A 19,302-nucleotide genomic window follows, 5' to 3' on the forward strand; every position below is an offset into this window, starting at 1 on the left:
GGGCAAGTAATTAACCCAAAATAAGTATGAATTAATTCAAACATTTCAAAATTATGAAAAAAATAACTGAATTCTCTTTGAAAGGGAATATTGTTTCTATGCTTAGAAAAACGATATATTCCTGTTTTCCCTTGATTTTCTTTTTTCTATCGCTTCATAGTACTGAAGCACAGGACCAAATTAATGTAAAGGGAACTGTTTCGGATAGTCAAAATGTGCCTCTTCCAGGAGTAAGTATTGTGGAAAAGGGAACAACAAATGGTGTTACTACTGATTTTGACGGCGTTTATAGTATTAATGTCCCCGCCAATGCAATCTTGGTTTATACTTATGTAGGCATGTCTTCCCAAGAAATTGCATTGAATGGACGACAATCTGTCGACGTTCGTTTGGAAGAATCTGCAGAAAGTCTTGATGAAGTTGTTGTTGTTGGATTTGGTACGCAGTCTAGGTCATTAATGTCCAGTTCGGTATCAAAAATCAAGCAAACAGAAATTCAAAATAGCCCAGCTGTTAATCCTGTTCAGCTTCTACAGGGGAAAGTAGCTGGATTGAGCGTAAATGTGGATTCGGGCCAACCAGGTTCCGGAGCAGCCGTTTATATCAGGGGAGGTACTCAAACAGATCCACGTTCTGGTTCGAATGAACCCCTTTATATTATTGATGGTGTTTTTAGGGAAGATTTGAATGGTGTTAGCCCCAGTGACATCAAATCAATTGAAGTGCTAAAAGATGCAGCCTCTACTGCTATTTACGGTGCACGTGCAGCCAATGGCGTTATACTCGTAACAACAGTTACTGGTAAGGGGTCCGGTAAAGGAAGCATTAACATTCGTTATTCAACAGGAGTTGACCAACAGGCTAAAGATTATAATTGGACCAGCGTGGAGGATTATCTTAGGGTGTCCAGAATAGCTGCACAAAAAGGGGTGAGTCTTAATAGTCCTGGAGCCCGACTTACAAATGCTAATTTTGGATATTCCGTTCAAGAACTATCGGAAAAAGGGGAATTTGGATTTGAGCGTATTGCATTGACCTATTTGGATGAATTAACTTCTTTAGAAGGTCAGGCTTATGTCGATGGTTTGTTGAACAATGGTTATAGAACCATGACGGATCCCGTTACGGGAAGGGAGTTGATATTTATTGATAATAAGCTCAATGAAATAAGGGTCCGATCTGCCATTACACATGATATAAATGTAGGAATGTCAGGATCATCAGAAATGGGTAATTATAATATTAGTGCTGGTTATTTGAATCAAGAAGGTGTGGTGATTGGAACGGCTGCAACTAGATTTAATACTTTAATGAATGGAACATTTAAAATAAATGATGATCTAAGCGTTAACGGACAATTCACTTATCAATTCAATGATATTGACCAACCTCGAAGTACCAACAATACCATTAATAGATCTTCTAGGTTACCCCATACTTATAGGATATGGAATGATGATGGCACCCCAGCATTAGGAGAAACCACTAGTTCACCAAGAAATATTTTTCATGAATTATACTATCAGGATGATGAACGAAAACAGTTTAGGACAAGTAGTAAAATTGGCCTTGATTGGAATATAATAAAAGGTCTTTCCTTTTTGCCAAGTGCTTCCGTTTATAGGTATGAAAGTAATGGCAACTTTTTTGAGCGGGCATCACCAGAAGTTTCCAATAGGGCAATGTCCAGATTTAACGATACACAAAATCAGGTTATGCTGGATGGTTTATTAAAATATACGAACACTTTTGATGAATCGCATAATTTGGATGTATTGATAGGGACCCAATATGTGAAAAACCATTATGAAAGTTTTAGTGGCAGTGGTAGCAATGCCCCAACCGATCTAATTTCCACGTTAAATGCCTCCGAGACAGAAAGAGAAAGGGTTACCTCCGATATTTCTACCAACAAATTGATGAGCTTTTTTGGAAAGTTGGATTATAATTTTGCAAGGAAGTATCTTTTGGGTTTCAGTATTAGGCGCGATGGTTCTTCAAGATTCTCCGAAAATAATAGATTTGGTATTTTTCCTGCCGTATCCGCGGGCTGGAATTTGCATCATGAGGAATTCTGGAAATCCGATCTAATCAGTAAAGTCAAATTTAGGGGAAGTTGGGGTAAAGCAGGAAATGACAATTTGGCCCTTTCGGATACTCAAGGTGGGTTTTCGTCTACCTCCTATGCTTTGGGAAGTGCTGTAAGAATTTCAAAACTGCCAAATTATAATTTAAAGTGGGAAACGACCACCCAAACCAATATAGGATTGGACTTAGGTATAGCTAATGACCGCTTCAATATTCTGTTTGATTATTATAATAAAGTAACCTCAGACAGACTTTTGAATATGCCGCTTCCAGCACAAACAGGATTTAGTAGTATCAGAAGTAATTTTGGATCCTTAACCAACCAAGGGGTGGAAATGGAGCTCAGTGGGACCCTTATTGCAAAAGAGAATTTTTCATGGAATTTGGCAGCAAATTTAGCATATAATAAGAGCGAAGTTACTGAGTTGCCAGATAATGAGTTCGACAAAAACCGAAGTGGTGGTCTAATAATTTGGGATGAAAATGGTAACGAAACGCGGGTTGGTGGCCTTGCAGAGGGAGAAAGGCCCAACGGAGTATGGGCCTATGAGATGATTGGAGTTTACGCAACGGATGAAGAAGCGGCAAATGCACCTGATGACCAAGGAATGTCCGGGTATTACAGATCACAATATGGTGGAGCAAAGAAGGGTGGCGATGCTATTTGGAAAGATGTAAATGGAGACAACATTATAGATTCTAGGGATCAGGTATTTATGGGCTATATCGATCCAAATTTTCGTGGAGGCATGGTGAATACAATTTCTTTTAAAGGGCTTTCACTGCGATTGGTACAGGATTGGGCGACCGGTCATGTAATATGGAATAATTTTAGAGCAAGATCAAACGCAAATTCGAGGAATAATGTGGTAACTAATACAGATGTTTTAAGTGATGCCATGTGGAAAGAACAAGGAGATATTGCTACTTTACCTAGATATGATAACGCATCCGGTGCTGATAATGGACCGAGAAATCATCATAGACAATCCAATATATACACGAAAAAAGGAGATTATTTATCCTTTAGGGAGGTATCCCTTAGCTATTTATTCCCTCAAGATATTAGTGGAAAATTGGGAATGAGTAATACAAGTCTTGGATTGGAATTTTACAATTTAGGCTACATAACCCAGTATGATGGGTTAACACCGGAACAATTTGATGGCACCGATGAAGGTATATACCCTAGGCCATTTCAGATAAGACTTAGGTTAACCGCTTCTTTTTAAGTAAAACAAAAATTAAATTTTGATTATGAAACAATTATATAAAATTTTTATGTTTCCTATTTTCCTTGGCCTTGTATTTGGTCTTACAGGATGTGAGGATGTTTTGGACACAGAAGTACCTTCCGATATTGTATTTGGGAATTTTCCTGCCAACGGACAAGAGGCCCAAGCTTTATTACAAGGAATTTACAGGGATTTAAAGGACGATTACAATAGCACTTATTATCATGAAGATAGAGGGGAAGGCTTTGATGTTGGTGTGATTGGTACCGTTTCCAATGCTTGGAGTCAAAATATTACTTCTACAAACGGAACCTCTTGGACCGGTTACTATGGGGCCTTGAATAATATCAATTTCTTATTATCGGTAGCAGATGACCTTTCTTTTTCAAATGAAGACGATAGGGATAAATTAAAAGCTGAAGCCTTATTTTTAAGGGCGACATATTATTTTTATATGGCCAGAATTTGGGGTGATGTCCCTCTGCTTACTGAGCCTGTTTTGTCCCCCGATGCCGAGGTGATCGGAAGAACACCTGTTGCACAGGTATTTGTCCAGATAAATGCAGATATTTCCGATGCCATATCACTCTTTCCCAACGATGGATTTAAAGATAAAAACTTTGCATCCAAACCAGCGGCATATGCCCTACTGGCGGATGTGAAAATGTGGACGGGAAAAGTTTTGGGAGGTGGTGTCCCTGATTATGATGCAGCTTTGGCGGCTATACAAAAAATTCAAGACCAAGGGGTAACGTTGTTGGATTCTTTCGAGGATGTTTTTGATACTAAAAAGAACGATGAAATAATTTTCTCAATTTTCAATCATCGTGATGAGGTCAATAATCATTATGCCAGTACCTTATCGGTAAGGGATGTTAATTATGATCCTGTAGCCAGTCCCGATATTCCTGGTAGCAGTGCTAATGTTAGGCACAATTATTCACCCAGTGAGAGAACAAGGAATCTGTTTAGTAGTATTACGGATGTAAGAGCGGATAGAACCTTTCTGCCATTTTATTTGGAAGTTGATGGACCAATAATTTCTTATTCTCAAACTAGGTATTATGGAGAGATTATTGACGGGGTTCGTTTGTTTACAAATGATTTTATCATATACAGATGGGCCGATATGTTATTGTTGCGTGCCGAAGCCTATGCCGCAAAAAACGATTTGGAAAATGCGGTTATCGCATTGGATTTAGTTCGGAATAGGGCTAATACCGATGATTATTCTGGTTTAATGGACCAAACCTCCATAAATCTTGAAATATTAGCAGAAAGAGGTAGGGAACTTTTTTTGGAACCAAAAAGATGGTGGGACCTCAGAAGATTCCATGCAGACGGCACCATTGACGTATATAATTTTGTGCCCAATTTACAAGGTCAGACAACTCCACTTTATTGGTCAGTTAGTCAATCAGTTATGGCTGAGAATGCTTTAATAGAACAAACTGAAGGTTATGAATAATTATATTTTCCTTCCAATATTCTCTAAAATGTTTAAGACTATGAATTGTTGTATAAATTCAGAAAGAATAAAAAAAATTCTAATGTTTGTCTCTTTAGCTTTTTTGGTAACCACAAGTGGATTTTCACAAGTGTTTGGCAAACTGGGATTTGATTTACCCATAATCGATTTGGATGGAGAAGAGGACATCCAAATTGTCATAGATAAGGAAAAAGACCAATATCTTGGACATCCAACAACAGTGCTATTAGAAGATGGTAAAACCATTATCTGCGTTTACCCCAAAGGTCATGGCAAAGGTGGGATAGTGATGAAAAAATCTATTGACGGTGGCAAAACATGGTCTGATCGTTTAAAGACACCTGAAAGCTGGGCAACTAGCAAGGAAGTTCCTACAATTTATCCAACAACTGACGCTAAAGGAATAGATAGGTTAATTATGTTCAGTGGAGCGCAACATCGTTTTCAGGAAGTCATAAGAATGGCCGTATCAGAGGATCAAGGAGAAACTTGGAGCGAATTGAAAGGGATTGGAGATTACACAGGAATCGTGGCTATGGCGGATTGTATACCTTTAAAAAATGCTGGACATTATTTGGCTACCTTCCATACCCAGGGTCCAGAAAAAACCATGATTTTATACCAAGTAGAAAGTTTGGACGGGGGACTCTCTTGGGGTGAACCGAAGGAATTGTATAGGGCTAGCAGCCACCATTTATGCGAGGCAGGCCTAATATACAGTCCAGACAAGAGTGAAATAGCAATGTTATTAAGGGAGAATGCCAGAAATTATAACAGTCAGATTATGTTTAGTTCCGATGAAGGTAAGACCTGGAGCAAACCCAAACCTATGCCTGGATCTCTTAACGGTGACAGGCACCAAGGAATATATATGCCTGATGGAAGATTGTTGATACAGTTTAGAGATAATACCCCTCGTAATAGACCTGGTAATGTGATGAGTCCCACAGAAGGTGATTGGGTTGGATGGGTTGGCAGCTGGGATGATTTGAAAAATGGTTATGAAGGCCAATTTCGAATTCGGTTTAAGGATAACACGAAAGATTGGGATTCCACTTACCCAGCAGCAGAACTATTACCTGACGGTACTCTGTTATGTACCACTTATGGGCATTGGGATGAGGGTGAACAACCCTATATACTATCCTTTAGGTTCAAAACTGACCTATTGAACAATAAACTAACGGAGCAAAGGAAGAAGGCACTTGAAAAAATCCAAAATATTATGGAATAGACCAGATTTCGCTTTTAGGAGCTGGAGACGTAATCAAAATATTAGAATAGCGCGCCAAGTTTTGTAGGAAATATGAACATCTTACAGGTAATTCGAGTGATTTTGGTAATTATAGATTTGAGGTTTCAGAACTGAATTAAACAATTTGAGTTGAGTTAGGTTAGTTTGTTATATTGAAGCAGAGGGCAACCTTTGCTTCAATACTCATTAACTGGACTTATTGTTTCAAAGTTTTCTATTGGACACCTTTATTTAATCGAGGATGAACTAGTCGCCATGAATAGGCATTTCTTCATGAATTTATTAGTTGTGCAAATATTACCAATGAGAAATATCTACAATATAAAAAAAAAGGTAAGGTTTCTGAATTTAATCATAGGGTCACTTGTGCTCATTTTTTCATCCTGTCGATCCAAAAATTCTGAAAATAAAATAAAAAAAGATTTAAGGCCCAATATATTAATAGTGATGTTGGATGATCTTGGGTTTTCGGATATCAGTTGTTATGGAAGTGAAATACCAACGCCTAATATTGACCGTCTTGCCAAAAATGGGCTATTATATACACATTTCAGAAATGCGGCAAGATGTTGCCCTTCAAGGGCAAGTTTAATGACCGGGCTGTATCCACATCGGGCCGGTTTAGGACATATGATGAACGATTTGGGGCATGAAGGGTATAAGGGGGATTTGAGTTTAAGTACGGTAACCATTGCCGAAGCACTGAAAATGGTCGGATATAATACCTATATGGCAGGAAAATGGCACCTGACTCGATTTACGGATCCAAATGCTTCCAACCATAATTGGCCGCTTCAGAGGGGATTCGATGAATTTTTTGGAACATTGCCGGGATATGGTAGTCAATATAAACCTGCAGGACTTATGGAGGGCAATAAGTTTATAGATCCCCAGGAGGACTTCTTTTACACAGAGGCCCTTACGGACAAATCCATTTCTTATATAGAGAAAGCAAGTGAATCTGAAAATCCTTTTTTTTTGTATTTGTCCTATACAGCCCCTCATTATCCACTGCATGCCAAAGAAGGGTTTATCGCAAAACATAGGGGGAGATTTTCGAAAGGTTGGGACAGTTTGCGCATTCAACGGTTCAATAGATTAAAAGGCCTCGGTATAATTCCTTTAACCACAGAATTATCGGATCGGGATGGCATGGGAATCCCTTGGGAAGAAGAACCCAATAAGGCCTGGCAAGAATCTAGAATGGAAGCATACTCGGGTATGATTGAGCATGTAGATCAAGGTATTGGTAGAATTCTTTCAGCACTTATAAAAAATGAACAATTGGATAATACTCTTATTTTTTTTCTATCGGACAATGGAGGTTCAGCTGAGGGTCATTTGAACAATACGGTGGAACGTTGGGGAACTCCATGGAGAAGTAAGTTGATACCCGAAAAAACAAAGGATGGGCAAAAGGTTACCTCCGGTGATTTTGTTGGTTTGGAATTGGGCCCTGAAAATACATTTGGAAGTTATGGTCCCCAATGGTCCAATTTATCCAATGCACCTTTTAGAATGCATAAGAACTGGGTCCATGAAGGGGGTATATCCACTCCCTTTATAGTTCATTGGCCAAACGGAATAATTGATCGGGGAAAATTACGTCATCAGTCCGGACATATCATGGATATTATGGCTACTTGCCTGGAGGTTTCTGGAGGAACATATCCTACTGAATATAATGGACATGCTATAAAACCGTTGCAAGGAGTAAGTCTAGTACCATCCTTTGAGGATAATCCCTTGAACAGAAATGAGCCTTTATTCTGGGAACATGAAGGAAATAGGGCAGTTATCAAAGGAAAATGGAAATTGGTTTCAGCTTATCCTGGTAGTTGGTCCAACATGATGGAATTTAAAAATAAAGGAAATTGGGAGTTGTACAATTTGGATACAGATCGAACAGAAACCAATAACCTATCCAAGTTTTATCCTGAACTTGTAGAGGAGCTAACTAATGCCTGGCAGCATTGGGCCGATAAGAAAGGTGTTGTAGATTATAAGGAACTGGACTTGGAGATTTATTAAAAACAATTCAAACTAAACAATGATATTGATGAAACTAAAAATTAAGACAATGGTAAAGAAAATAATGCTACTATTTCTTCTTATTATCTCCTGGGCTTGTAAAGATGAAGTACAAATAAGTGAAAGGATTGTCGCAAAAACGTTCAACTATCCAATCTTAGTGGGTAAAGAAGATAACCCATTCATAAGATTGCAATTGGATAGTGAGACCAATGATGAAATTGTAAATGCCATTCAGGTATCGATTGATGGAATAAAAAAAGACTTCATTAAGAATATTCGGGTTTACTATACCGAGAACGATTCCCTTTTCAGTAATAAAATTTTGTTCGGGATGGTAAATAATCCGAAAACCGTATCCTTGATTAACGGAAAACAAAACTTAAAATCAGGAACCAACTATTTCTGGGTCTCCTACGAGTTGACCGATAATGTTGATCTTACTGATAAAGTTTATACCGATATAGATTATGTCACTATAGGGGACAAAAAATTCGGAGTATCAAATCATACAGGAACTAAGGCCTTACGTCTTGGAGTAGCCGTGAGACAGCACCAAGAAGATAATGTACACACATATCGCATTCCCGGTCTTACCACAACCAAAGATGGTTCTTTGTTAGCTGTTTATGATGTACGCAGGGAGTCAGGGAGGGATTTACAAGGGCACATGGATATTGGAGTTAGTAGATCCATAGATAACGGAAATACCTGGGAGCCAATGCGCATAGCCTTGGATATGGGGGAATGGGGTGGACTGCCTCAAAAATTTAATGGCGTAAGTGATGCCAATATTTTGGTGGACAAGAATACAGGAACCATTTATTTGGCCGGACTATGGATGCATGGCGTTATCAACGCTGAAGGCATTTGGCAAGAAAACTTGACTGAAGAAAGTGATGCATGGAACCATCAGTGGAGAACCAAGGGTTCCCAATCAGGTTTTGGTGTTAACCAGACAAGTCAATTTCTTATCACTAAAAGTTCTGATGATGGAAGGACATGGAGTGATCCCATTAATCTAACGGAGATGTGTAAAGACCCCAAATGGTGGCTTTGGGCACCAGCACCCGGTCATGGAATAACCCTAAAAGATGGAACCTTGGTTATTCCAACCCAAGGAAGGGATGAGAACGGAATACCATTTTCCAACATAACATATAGTAAGGATGGGGGCAATACGTGGACAACCAGTAATCCGGCATCACAAAATACCACAGAATGCATGGCGGTCGAATTAAGCAATGGGCACATCATGCTAAACATACGTGACAACAAGAATAGGGAGGACAAATCAGAAACTAACGGTAGAAAAATAATGATTACAGAAGATTTGGGAGAAACGTGGACAGAACACCCTACCTCTAACGGTGCGCTTATAGAACCTACCTGTATGGCCAGTATCCATCGCCATGATTATACGGATAATGAAGGGGCTTCTAAGAGTATTATGGTGTTTTCAAATCCTAATTCCAAGTACAAAAGAATAAAACAGACCATAAAGGTCAGTTTAGATGATGGAAATACTTGGCCTAGGGAGTACTGGATGGAACTGGATGAAGGTCGTGGTGCAGGATATTCCTGTATTACTTCCGTAGATAATGACCATATTGGAATACTTTATGAAGGTAGTCAAGCCCATATGACCTTCCAAAAGATCAATATTAATGAGCTAATCAAAAAACATGACTAGAGCAGTCGTTTTGAAAAACATTAAAGATTTCAAGTTTTGGGGCTTAATATTGTCTATTACATTCTGTTTCATTTATTCGAAAGCCAATGCACAGGATAAATATTTTGAGTATACCAATCTTCCAGATCTTCCGCCGAACGTTCGGCAAAATGTTCAACCGGGTCTTGCAGGGCCATATACGGGCATAGACGATGATGTATTGATTGTGGCAGGTGGGGCCAATTTTCCGGATAAACTACCTTGGGAAGGTGGAATAAAAACCTATTATGACGGGATTTTTATACTCAAGAAAAATGCGAATGGTACAGTTCAGTGGGAAGTAGCCTCAACAAAGATACCTTTTGCTGCTGGGTATGGAGGGGCTATATCCACTAATAAAGGGTTGCTTTGTTTTGGCGGGAACACCTCAGACACCAATATATCTAATACTTGGTTTATTGACTATATCCCAGAAACGGGGGAAATAGAAATAAATCAAGGTCCTGATCTACCACAGCCACTTACCAATTTTGCCTTTTCCAAAGTCGATAATGCGATTTATGTGGCTGGTGGTATTTCGGATTTTGGTGGTGCATCTACTAATAGTTTTTATAAGTTGTCCTTGGTTGGTGATAATCCAAAGAATTGGGAATGGGAGTTACTGCCATCATGGGATGGCGACCCAAGAGCCTTCTCGGTCAGTGTTAGCCAAAGTAACGGTTTGGAGAACTGTTTTTACCTTTTTTCCGGTAGGAATATTACTCCTCAAGGAGATTGGAGGGTACTTTCTGATGCACATGTGTTCAATCCTACGACCAATAAATGGCAGGTCATTTCAAATGATAGAATTCAAGAATTTAAGGTTATGGCAGGCACTGCTTTTCCACTTGGTGCAAGTTCGATAATTTTTACTTCTGGATCTAATGGTAATCTGGCCATGCAAGAGATCGACATCAAGAAAAGAATAGAACAATTGGAAAGTCAATTGGTAAATGGCAAGGATGTGGGTAGAATGTTGGAATTAGCCAAAATGGAACTGACCGCTCATCTTAACGAGCACCCTGGATTCGGAAATAAAATATACAGTTTTAATACAATTTCTAAAGAGTTTTATGAAATAGGTGAGATACCGCAAACTGGGCAGGTAACTACTACTGCGGTTACCTGGAACGGCGATATTGTTGTCCCCACAGGTGAGGTTAGGCCTGGTGTAAGAACTCCAAGAGTACTGAAAATTATTATTAACAAGGATGCAAAGCATCTTGGAATAATAGATATGTTGGTCATTGGCCTTTATTTTTTTATTCTAGCCTGGATGGGCTATTTTTTTTCTAAACGCCAGAAAAGTACTGAGGATTATTTTAAAGGCGGAGGTCGTATTCCTTGGTGGGCAGCGGGACTAAGTATTTTTGGGACCGCCTTAAGTGCGATAACGTTTATGGCCGTACCGGCAAAGACCTTTGCTACAGATTGGTCTTATTTTATGCTCAATATGACCATTTTTTTAGTGGCACCTGTCATTGTGTTCTGGTTTATACCATTTTTTAGAAAGCTTAATGTTACAACAGCATATGAATTTCTGGAATCTAGATTTAATCTAACTATAAGGCTTCTAGGCAGTCTGTCATTTATATTGTTTCAAATTGGACGTATGGGAGTAGTAATGTTCCTGCCTTCCATTGCATTGAATGTAGTGACTGGTATAGATATTTTTGTCTGTATTGCATTGATGGGAGTAGTGAGTATGATCTACACTATTTACGGTGGAATAGAAGCCGTAATTTGGACAGATGTTGTTCAGGTTATCGTGTTGCTTGGAGGAGCTATATTGTCTTTGGTTTTAATGACTTCTTCCATTGAAGGAGGGGTTACCGGCATACTTGAAATGGCAAGGGCAAATGATAAATTCAATATAATAGATCTGGATTTGTCTTTAAAACGGCCAACAGTTTGGGTTATGTTATTAGGCGGGATATTTGCAAATATCACCACTTATGGCTCAGATCAGACCATGGTACAGCGTTATTTGACCACCAAGACCCAAAAAGAAGCCCAAAAAAGTGTTTGGACCAATGCCATATTGACCATACCGGCCACCCTGATATTCTTTTTTGTGGGCACCACTTTATTCGCATTCTTTAAAAATTATCCAACAGAACTCAATCCAACTTTTGAAAATAATGATGCCATATTTCCTTGGTATATTGTTTCAGAGTTGCCTACTGGCGTTTCCGGATTATTGATTGCGGCAATATTTGCAGCGGCCATGAGTAGTTTGAGCAGTAGTATGAATTCAGCTGCAACGTCTTATGCTACGGATATTCATTTTCGGTTTGGATGGAACAAAAAGACTAATGAATTGAAACTGGCTAGAAAAGCAACTTTGATTATCGGAATAATTGGGACCCTTTTCGCAATCATGATGGCCACCATGGACGTAAAATCACTTTGGGATGAATTTCAAAAGGTCTTAGGCCTGGTAATAGGGAGTTTAGGCGGTGTTTTTCTACTTGGAATTTTTACAAAAACAGCAAATTCGATGGGTGTTTTGATCGGTATAGTTGTCAGTATCATGGTTCAGGTTTATGTTGGGATTACTGAGCCGGTTCATATATTGGTGTATTCTGCCACAGGTGTTGTTTCTTGTTTTTTGGTAGGATACCTGGCTAGTTTATTTTTTGCCAAAGATTAATGTATCTGCTTTTTTAAAATGGTTCCCCAATAATAAATCTATAAAACTATGAAAGGAAGTGAAATTATATCAAGATTAAGATCAGGGAAAAGGGTATATGGGACCCTAACAGTGTCCACCTCGCCAATGTGGCCGGATGTAGTAAAATCATTAGGGGTGGATTTTGTATTCATTGATACGGAACATACACCTATCGACAGGGATAAGCTAAGTTGGATGTGTAAGGCTTATCGTAATATGAATATAGCCCCTATAGTACGCATTCCAAGTCCGGATCCATATTGGGCAACAATGGCTTTGGACGGTGGCGCCTGCGGCCTAATTGCTCCGTATATTGAGTCTGTAGACCAGGTAAAAGAATTGGTTGGAGCGGTGAAGCACAAGCCTGTCAAAGGAAAATATTTAAAGGAGCATTTGGTGTCATCCAATTCTTTCGGGAACACTTTATCCAATTATGTAGATGACATCAATAAAGAAAATGTTTTGATTATAAACATAGAAAGTCGAGAAGGAATTAGGTCATTACCTGAAATTTTGAAGGTGAAAGAGCTTGATGGGGTGCTGATAGGGCCACATGATTTATCCTGTAGTTTGGGAATACCTGAGAATTATCAATCACAAGAATTCATTCAGGCAGTGGACACTATAATTACGAAAGTGAGGGATTCCGGTAAGGGAGCGGGAATTCATATGATATACGAGGATATCGAAAGTGAAATCAATTGGTTGAAAAAAGGCGCTAACATATTGTTACATGGGGCAGATTTGATTTCATTTAAGGTTCATATGTCCGACGCCATAGATAAATTAAAAAAAGCCGCAGGCGACGAATTAATGGACAATACTTCTGAAAATATAAACATATAGCAGATTGGCTGTAGGAAGGATGGAGGTTGTCCCTAAGGGTTAGTTACATTTGAATTTGAATATATATTATCATAAGTCATGGTATTAAAATCTAATTTGATTTACAAAAAATTATTAGTGATGTTGTTTGCTTGGGGGGTTCTTGGAGCCTGTAAAAGTGAACAACACAATAAGAGGGGAACAACATTGCAAGTGAAGCTTGATACTATCATTACAGGTCTAAACTCGGATTTTGTTTGGAGTCAAGCTTTTGCAACGGCCTTCGGAAAAAATCAAAACCAGTATTTGGTAACGATGAGTAAGCAATATACCGAAGGCTCTGACAACTATGGCAACCTGTTCTTTAGTTCAACTTTAGATGGTGAATCCTGGTCTATGCCTACGGCTGTGCAAACCTTGGCCAATCATCATAAATCTAAACGGTTCGATTCTATTTTCAGCGATGTTTATCCCATGTGGCATGGTAGAAGTAAAAAAGTGCTTTGTACAGGTAAGATTTTCTATTACGATAGGGAACAAATGCCGGATCCGGAAGTAGGAAGGGGTGCTGGTTACGTAACCTATGACCCAAATAGTCTTAAATGGTCCAAATTGGAAACATTGGAGTTTCCAATGAACACTTCCAATGGGGATACCATTTATCGGCCATCAGCCGGATGCTCCCAAAGGTTTGATCTGGAAAATGGGGAGATACTGCTGCCAATAATGTTCGAAAAGGGCTGGGATGATGGTAATGAACGCAACGCTTCATTTGTGGCAAGGTGCAATTTTGATGGACAGAAAATATCGGTTATTGAGGTAGGGAATTCGATTGTCATGAATTCCGGTCGAGGAATATATGAACCATCCATTACAAAATATAAAGACACTTATTACCTAACTCTGAGAACCGATCATTCGGCCTATGTAGCCGTTAGCAAAGATGGGATAAATTATGACGACCCGGTTGAATGGAAATTTACGGACGGTAGGGTTTTAGGAAGTTACAATACGCAACAACATTGGGTTTCCAATTCACATGGTCTATTTTTGGTATATACCAAAAGGGGAGCGGGCAACGATCATGTCTTTAGACATAGGGCACCCTTGTTCATGGCACAAGTAGATCCTGAATTACTCAGGGTGATGCCGGAAACCGAAACTATAGTTATTCCCGAAAGAGGTGCTAGATTGGGAAATTTTAGCACCTATGGCATAGATGGTTCAAAAGCTATTATTGCCACAGCGGAACGCATAGAAACCAACGTCACAAAAGATAGTACCGAATTCCCTAAAGTGAAAAAGCTAGGATATAATAATACTTTGTTCCTAAGTACAGTAAGCTTTGAGTAGGCTAAGGGTTATTGAGATGTTAAATGGATACAAGTAAGACTAGTTTAGAATCACGGAATATATACTTGTTACGGACTATTATTATCGGTAATATTCCTGTATCGCTAAGTCTGAAGTAAGTACTATGCATTCGCCATTAATCACTTTGGATTTCAAATATTTTAGGATGGCCCTTAGATCATTGGCAGTAACCCTTGGTTTACCCAAATCGTCCAAGTAAGTAGAAGGCAAGGCATGCCCATATAACACCAAAAGTTCCTTATTCGTTATGGCTTGGTCTATGCGCGATACTATTTTTTCAATACTGTGGTCGGAGGTGGATATATTGCTTTCTATTCCATAGCGTGCAAGCTGTTTTTTGTCTACCGATATATCATACAAATCATTGTGATTATTGGTAAAGGCATAATCATACTCCGTATCCAATAGGGACAAAAATTCTGGGCGCATATATGAATTGGGAGTAACAAATCCACGAACGGGAATTCCATAGCTTTCAATCCTTTCCTTGGAATCCTTTAATTCCATTAATACGGTTTCCCTATCAATATCCGATGAATTGTTCATCTTGGGATGTGTGTGTGAATGCGATAAAATACTTATTCCCTCCTCAGCATAAGACTTGTACAGAGGAGCTGTTTTAGGGTTGAGTTTCTTTGTGGTGATGGCAAATGAAGGCTGAAAACCAAATTCATCAAAAACGGATTTAACAAGCGAGTCGGTCGTATTTAGATCATCAAAAATGAAGCTAAATACAGCTTGCTTAGCTCCTGCAACCTTCTTAAGCGTGGGTTGTTGGGCATTAGATCCAATAAAAATAAGGAGGAGAAGAAAGGGATAAATTCTCATGGCTAATGGGTTTTGCTAAGCCAAAGCCTCGACCTTGGTTTCATTTTCAATGTTCCTGATGCCGAATCCAATTTTTGACCCGTAAAAGCATCCAAAAGTCTAGAGTTTTCCAATCCGTTTAATTGAAGTTCTACTTCCTCCTTGTTGTAATTGTGCAATATGAGGTCTCCATTTTCCAAGGGTTGCATAGTGATTCTGGTGGGTGCATTGAGTTCTATCTGTAATTGTTCGTTAAAAACAGCGCGGATTTCATTGGCCCAGGAAGTGGGCAGATCCAGCAGACCCAGTGGGCGAGGGCAGAGCAACACTTCCCCAACAGCTTTAAAATCCGCCTCGGAAAAGGTATGGGAATTTAAAACATATACCTGCCCATCTTTGCTTTTGGTCAGGAATGGAATACTGCCGTTGCCCGATTTGACTTCCAGCAACGCGATGGCTTTTTTAACCTCCAATGTGGCCTCCAAATCCAACGGCATTTCCAAAGTAGTTTCACTGCCATCCAGGATTATTTTCTCCGCATTTATTACCCCAACTTCCGGCTTTAGGATACCGGCCAATTTGGACAGTTTCCCCTTGTCCTCTACGTTTGCCAAAAATCCGGCCGTCATAATGATTCTTTTACCCTGCTTGTGCGATGCCACTACCTTGCCCACAATATTGGGATCGGCAGCAGCTTGTGTGGGTAAAAAAATGGTTGTTGCATTTTCGGGATAGTATGCCGTTGGCATCAAGGGAATCCCAAACATACCTACAAAATCCATAATGTACAGATCTCCGCCTGCGTCACTATGGGGTGGTTTATATCCGGCTATGCCATGAATTGGAGAGATCTTTAAGGCTTTGGCAAGCCTTGCCAATTTTTCAAAATCCATTCGCAATAGATGGTGTCCCGCATGGCCGTTTACAAAACTCCCATAGTTAAACATTACCAATTCGTTGGCTCCGGCAAGTACGGACTGATACGCCTGCTCCACAAAATCCAAAGCATCGCAATCGCCATGATCAAACCAGGCTCCCCCGATCTTTTTCCCCGCCATGGACTTTATCCAACTATAGTTCACAAAGCCTTCATAAGGCTGTACAAATCCAAACCGCTGGGTGTATTGCCCTCGTGTTTCCGTTCCTACCCAAACTTCGTCGAATAGTTTTGGACCGGTTTCCACATCATAACCAAACATATGAAAACGATCGTACCACTGTGGATATTTAATAATCATATGGATATCCGGATTAACGGACTTCGCCGGATCAATGAAGAGAGAGCTTGCCAATTCCGTCATTAATTGTCTACGATAATCGGACCAGCTGCGGTCTCCCTTGGCAGCCTTGGATTCCAAGCTGATATCTCCCGTACATAAAAAATCATCCACAATAAAGGTGTCAAAAATAGGGGCTGCGTCCAACATCACTTTCTTCATATCCTGTTGGGTCTTTGGATTCTGCCAATTGAACCAACCTAGTTCGCCCTCCTGTTTTACCCCAATATCACCTCCGGGGACGGTGGCAATTCCGCCAACCACTTCAAATCCGTTTTGGGTAAAATATGTTGTGGTCTCGGCCAACAACTCGGGCGCGACAACCAAACCGCCACGGTACACCTCCAAATACACTTTGGTGATTCCATTGGCCATCATGAGCGAAGTGGCTTCCCTTCTTCCTTCAGGGGTGGAGAGCAAGCGTTCCACAGAATGCGCGGTGATGTATACGCTCAGCGTTAGATCGTCCTGATGTTGTTTGGCAAACCGGAAATTGTCATCCATTCCGCTCGATTGGGAAAATCCGGAAACGGATAGGGCTAGCATTAATCCGGAAATAAACAGATTTTTTAAAAAGTGGTTGGTTGTGGTCATGGGTGAAATTAGGTCTGAATTAAAAAATTCAATTTATGTAATATATGGCTGCTATAATTGGTAAATATTGCCGAAACCTGACTTATGGTTAACCCAATAGGGGAGAGTAAGGAGTTAATTAATAATAAACCGACAAAGAAGGTTCATGAATACCTTTTTCCAAAATAAGGTGGGTTGGAGCGATTTTTAATTGTTAATGAATTGTTTAGGGTAATGTTGTCCGATCGAGCCTGCCCGTTCCGTTCAGGCGAGCGCAGTCGAGACCTCATTTTAGTGTTATTAGCGTCCAATACCTCTCGACTGCGCGAACCGACAAAACAGTCACTTCGACATAAGCCTTTTTTTCGGGCGATTGAGAAGTCGCACATACGAGTCAAAAGCCTGATAATCTGTTATTTGAGTTATGCCCAGTACTAGGGGCAGTCTTACCCAGCAAATGTTTAGAATTGATTGAAGCTTTCCACCCCTCTAACATCCCTAAACCAACAGTAGCGAATAATTAAAAATAAGTACTAACTTTAAATGTCCCGCTAATTATCCTATAACATGAAAAAATCCAAAAATACGGATGCCAAGATCCAGGGTTCCAGAAGAACCTTTATATCCAAGACCGCGATGGCAACCGTGGGATTGCCACTCTTGCCCAGTACCATGACCGCCGCTTTTGAAAATATGGTTCCAACCTCAAAACCTATCCCTATGAATCAAGAACTCCCGAAAAGCCAGATAGGCCAATACGGCCCCTGGTTGGCTTCGCAAATGCAAGATCCGCCCAAGTTGTCCTTCCGGAACGACCTCTGGTCCAAAATTGAAGATTGGAAACCAAGTGCCCATGCCAAGGCCCAGGAACAGATAGCAGAGCCTTTGATAAAAGAGACTATTACAGTTACCCTAAAAAGGAAATACAGTTACGACGGACTTCACATAGAGGAACTGACATGGAAATTGCCCTACGGAAGACCTGTAGAGGCCATTTTTTTAAAACCCGAGAACAGTACCGAAAAGTTGCCCGCCATTTTGGCCCTGCACGACCATGGCGGTAATAAATACTTTGGCAAGAGAAAGATCAGCAAGACCTCGGATACTCAGCATCTGCTTATGGAACCCCACCAAAACAGTTATTATGAGGGTAGGACATGGGCCAATGAGATGGCCAAAAGGGGCTATGCCGTTTTGGTACATGACGCCTTTTCCTTCGCTAGCCGGCGGGTTTTCTATGAAGATATGGCCGGTATAGAATGGGGAGCGTTGAAAGCAGAGGGACGTACTGATGAAAATGCCGAGGATGTCAGGAACATAGAAGCCTATAATGAATGGGCCGGACACCATGAACACCTTATGGCTAAATCCCTTTTGTCCGCCGGCACCTCTTACACCGGTATGGTGTTGGCCGAAGACCGTATCGCCTTGGATATTCTAAGCGCCAGAAAGGACGTGGATCCGGATCGTATTGGTTGCGGGGGACTCTCGGGTGGTGGACTCCGGACTGTTTTTTTGGGGGGCATGGATGCTCGGATAAAATGTGCCGTTTGCGTAGGGTTTATGACCACTTGGAAAGATTTTTTACTGAACAAGGCCTACACCCACACCTGGATGACCTATGCGCCGGGCCTGGCGAATTATCTGGATTTTCCTGAAATTTTAGGGCTTCGTGTACCACTGCCTACCATGGTACAGAGCAATAACCATGACCAATTGTATACCCTGCCCGAAATGAAGAAAGCCGATGACATTCTCGCTACGGTCTTTTCAAAAGCCGGCCATCCTGAGAGGTATAGCGGTAAATTCTATGATGGCGGACATAAGTTTGATATACAGATGCAAACCGATGCTTTTAATTGGTTCGATACTTGGTTGGGGAAATAAGGGGTTTATTAAAAATAACATGCCTCAAATTAAACAATGGGAAAATATTGCATAAAAAAAGCAGTTCTGTGAAAGA

General features: G+C 40.2%; 11 protein-coding genes. 9 read left to right on the forward strand and 2 right to left on the reverse strand.

The genetic code is table 11. The annotated features are described in order from the left end of the window. Nucleotides 1-53: 53 nt before the first annotated feature. The 8 genes from KO529_RS17185 to KO529_RS17220 all read left to right on the forward strand — a co-directional run bounded on the left by KO529_RS17185 (nt 54) and on the right by KO529_RS17220 (nt 14,661). A complete protein-coding gene (locus KO529_RS17185) occupies nt 54-3,320 on the forward strand; it encodes a SusC/RagA family TonB-linked outer membrane protein (RefSeq protein WP_215949095.1) in 3,267 nt (1,088 codons plus the stop codon). Nucleotides 3,321-3,345: 25 nt separating this feature from the next. After that, nucleotides 3,346-4,791: a RagB/SusD family nutrient uptake outer membrane protein gene (locus tag KO529_RS17190; RefSeq protein WP_215949096.1), complete on the forward strand. Its 1,446-nt coding sequence runs from the start codon at nt 3,346-3,348 to the stop codon at nt 4,789-4,791. 82 nt (nt 4,792-4,873) lie between these two features. After that, on the forward strand, nt 4,874-6,046 hold the full coding sequence (locus KO529_RS17195; RefSeq protein WP_215949097.1) for a sialidase family protein: 1,173 nt from the start codon (nt 4,874-4,876) through the stop codon (nt 6,044-6,046). Between the two features lie 324 nt (nt 6,047-6,370). Then, nucleotides 6,371-8,098, forward strand: coding sequence for an arylsulfatase (locus KO529_RS17200; RefSeq protein WP_215949098.1), 1,728 nt, complete (start codon nt 6,371-6,373; stop codon nt 8,096-8,098). A 28-nt stretch (nt 8,099-8,126) separates the two neighbouring features. Then, complete coding sequence (locus KO529_RS17205; RefSeq protein WP_215949099.1) at nt 8,127-9,791, forward strand: sialidase family protein; 1,665 nt, start codon at nt 8,127-8,129, stop codon at nt 9,789-9,791. Beyond that, the gene (locus KO529_RS17210; RefSeq protein WP_215949100.1) at nt 9,784-12,462 is read left to right on the forward strand and encodes a sodium:solute symporter family transporter; all 2,679 of its coding nucleotides are present in this window, start codon (nt 9,784-9,786) and stop codon (nt 12,460-12,462) included. The genes KO529_RS17205 and KO529_RS17210 overlap by 8 nt, the downstream gene beginning before the upstream one ends. 48 nt (nt 12,463-12,510) lie before the next feature. Further along, the gene (locus KO529_RS17215) at nt 12,511-13,329 is read left to right on the forward strand and encodes an HpcH/HpaI aldolase family protein (protein WP_215949101.1); all 819 of its coding nucleotides are present in this window, start codon (nt 12,511-12,513) and stop codon (nt 13,327-13,329) included. Between the two features lie 120 nt (nt 13,330-13,449). Further along, nucleotides 13,450-14,661 carry a hypothetical protein gene (locus KO529_RS17220; RefSeq protein ID WP_215949102.1) on the forward strand — a complete coding sequence of 404 codons (1,212 nt, stop codon included), beginning with the start codon at nt 13,450-13,452 and terminating at the stop codon, nt 14,659-14,661. A gap of 81 nt (nt 14,662-14,742) precedes the next feature. Here KO529_RS17220 and KO529_RS17225 read toward each other — a convergent pair whose 3' ends face one another. After that, the gene (locus KO529_RS17225) at nt 14,743-15,510 is read right to left on the reverse strand and encodes a polysaccharide deacetylase family protein (protein ID WP_215949103.1); all 768 of its coding nucleotides are present in this window, start codon (nt 15,508-15,510) and stop codon (nt 14,743-14,745) included. 2 nt (nt 15,511-15,512) lie between these two features. Further along, nucleotides 15,513-17,360 carry a hypothetical protein gene (locus KO529_RS17230; protein WP_215949104.1) on the reverse strand — a complete coding sequence of 616 codons (1,848 nt, stop codon included), beginning with the start codon at nt 17,358-17,360 and terminating at the stop codon, nt 15,513-15,515. A 546-nt stretch (nt 17,361-17,906) separates the two neighbouring features. Here KO529_RS17230 and KO529_RS17235 point away from each other — a divergent pair. Next, nucleotides 17,907-19,226: a prolyl oligopeptidase family serine peptidase gene (locus KO529_RS17235; protein WP_215949105.1), complete on the forward strand. Its 1,320-nt coding sequence runs from the start codon at nt 17,907-17,909 to the stop codon at nt 19,224-19,226. Nucleotides 19,227-19,302 lie beyond the last annotated feature (76 nt).

The sequence above is a fragment of the Arenibacter algicola genome (genome assembly GCF_018860365.1).
Lineage (GTDB): Bacteria > Bacteroidota > Bacteroidia > Flavobacteriales > Flavobacteriaceae > Arenibacter > Arenibacter algicola_B.

Coding starts and splice junctions, on each gene's coding strand:
- KO529_RS17185 (WP_215949095.1), top strand. CDS start 54: ATGAAAAAAATAACTGAATTCTCTTTGAAAGGGAATATTGTTTCTATG.
- KO529_RS17225 (WP_215949103.1), bottom strand. CDS start 15,510: ATGAGAATTTATCCCTTTCTTCTCCTCCTTATTTTTATTGGATCTAAT.
- KO529_RS17205 (WP_215949099.1), top strand. CDS start 8,127: ATGAAACTAAAAATTAAGACAATGGTAAAGAAAATAATGCTACTATTT.
- KO529_RS17220 (WP_215949102.1), top strand. CDS start 13,450: ATGTTGTTTGCTTGGGGGGTTCTTGGAGCCTGTAAAAGTGAACAACAC.
- KO529_RS17235 (WP_215949105.1), top strand. CDS start 17,907: ATGAAAAAATCCAAAAATACGGATGCCAAGATCCAGGGTTCCAGAAGA.
- KO529_RS17195 (WP_215949097.1), top strand. CDS start 4,874: ATGTTTGTCTCTTTAGCTTTTTTGGTAACCACAAGTGGATTTTCACAA.
- KO529_RS17230 (WP_215949104.1), bottom strand. CDS start 17,360: ATGACCACAACCAACCACTTTTTAAAAAATCTGTTTATTTCCGGATTA.
- KO529_RS17200 (WP_215949098.1), top strand. CDS start 6,371: ATGAGAAATATCTACAATATAAAAAAAAAGGTAAGGTTTCTGAATTTA.
- KO529_RS17190 (WP_215949096.1), top strand. CDS start 3,346: ATGAAACAATTATATAAAATTTTTATGTTTCCTATTTTCCTTGGCCTT.
- KO529_RS17210 (WP_215949100.1), top strand. CDS start 9,784: ATGACTAGAGCAGTCGTTTTGAAAAACATTAAAGATTTCAAGTTTTGG.
- KO529_RS17215 (WP_215949101.1), top strand. CDS start 12,511: ATGAAAGGAAGTGAAATTATATCAAGATTAAGATCAGGGAAAAGGGTA.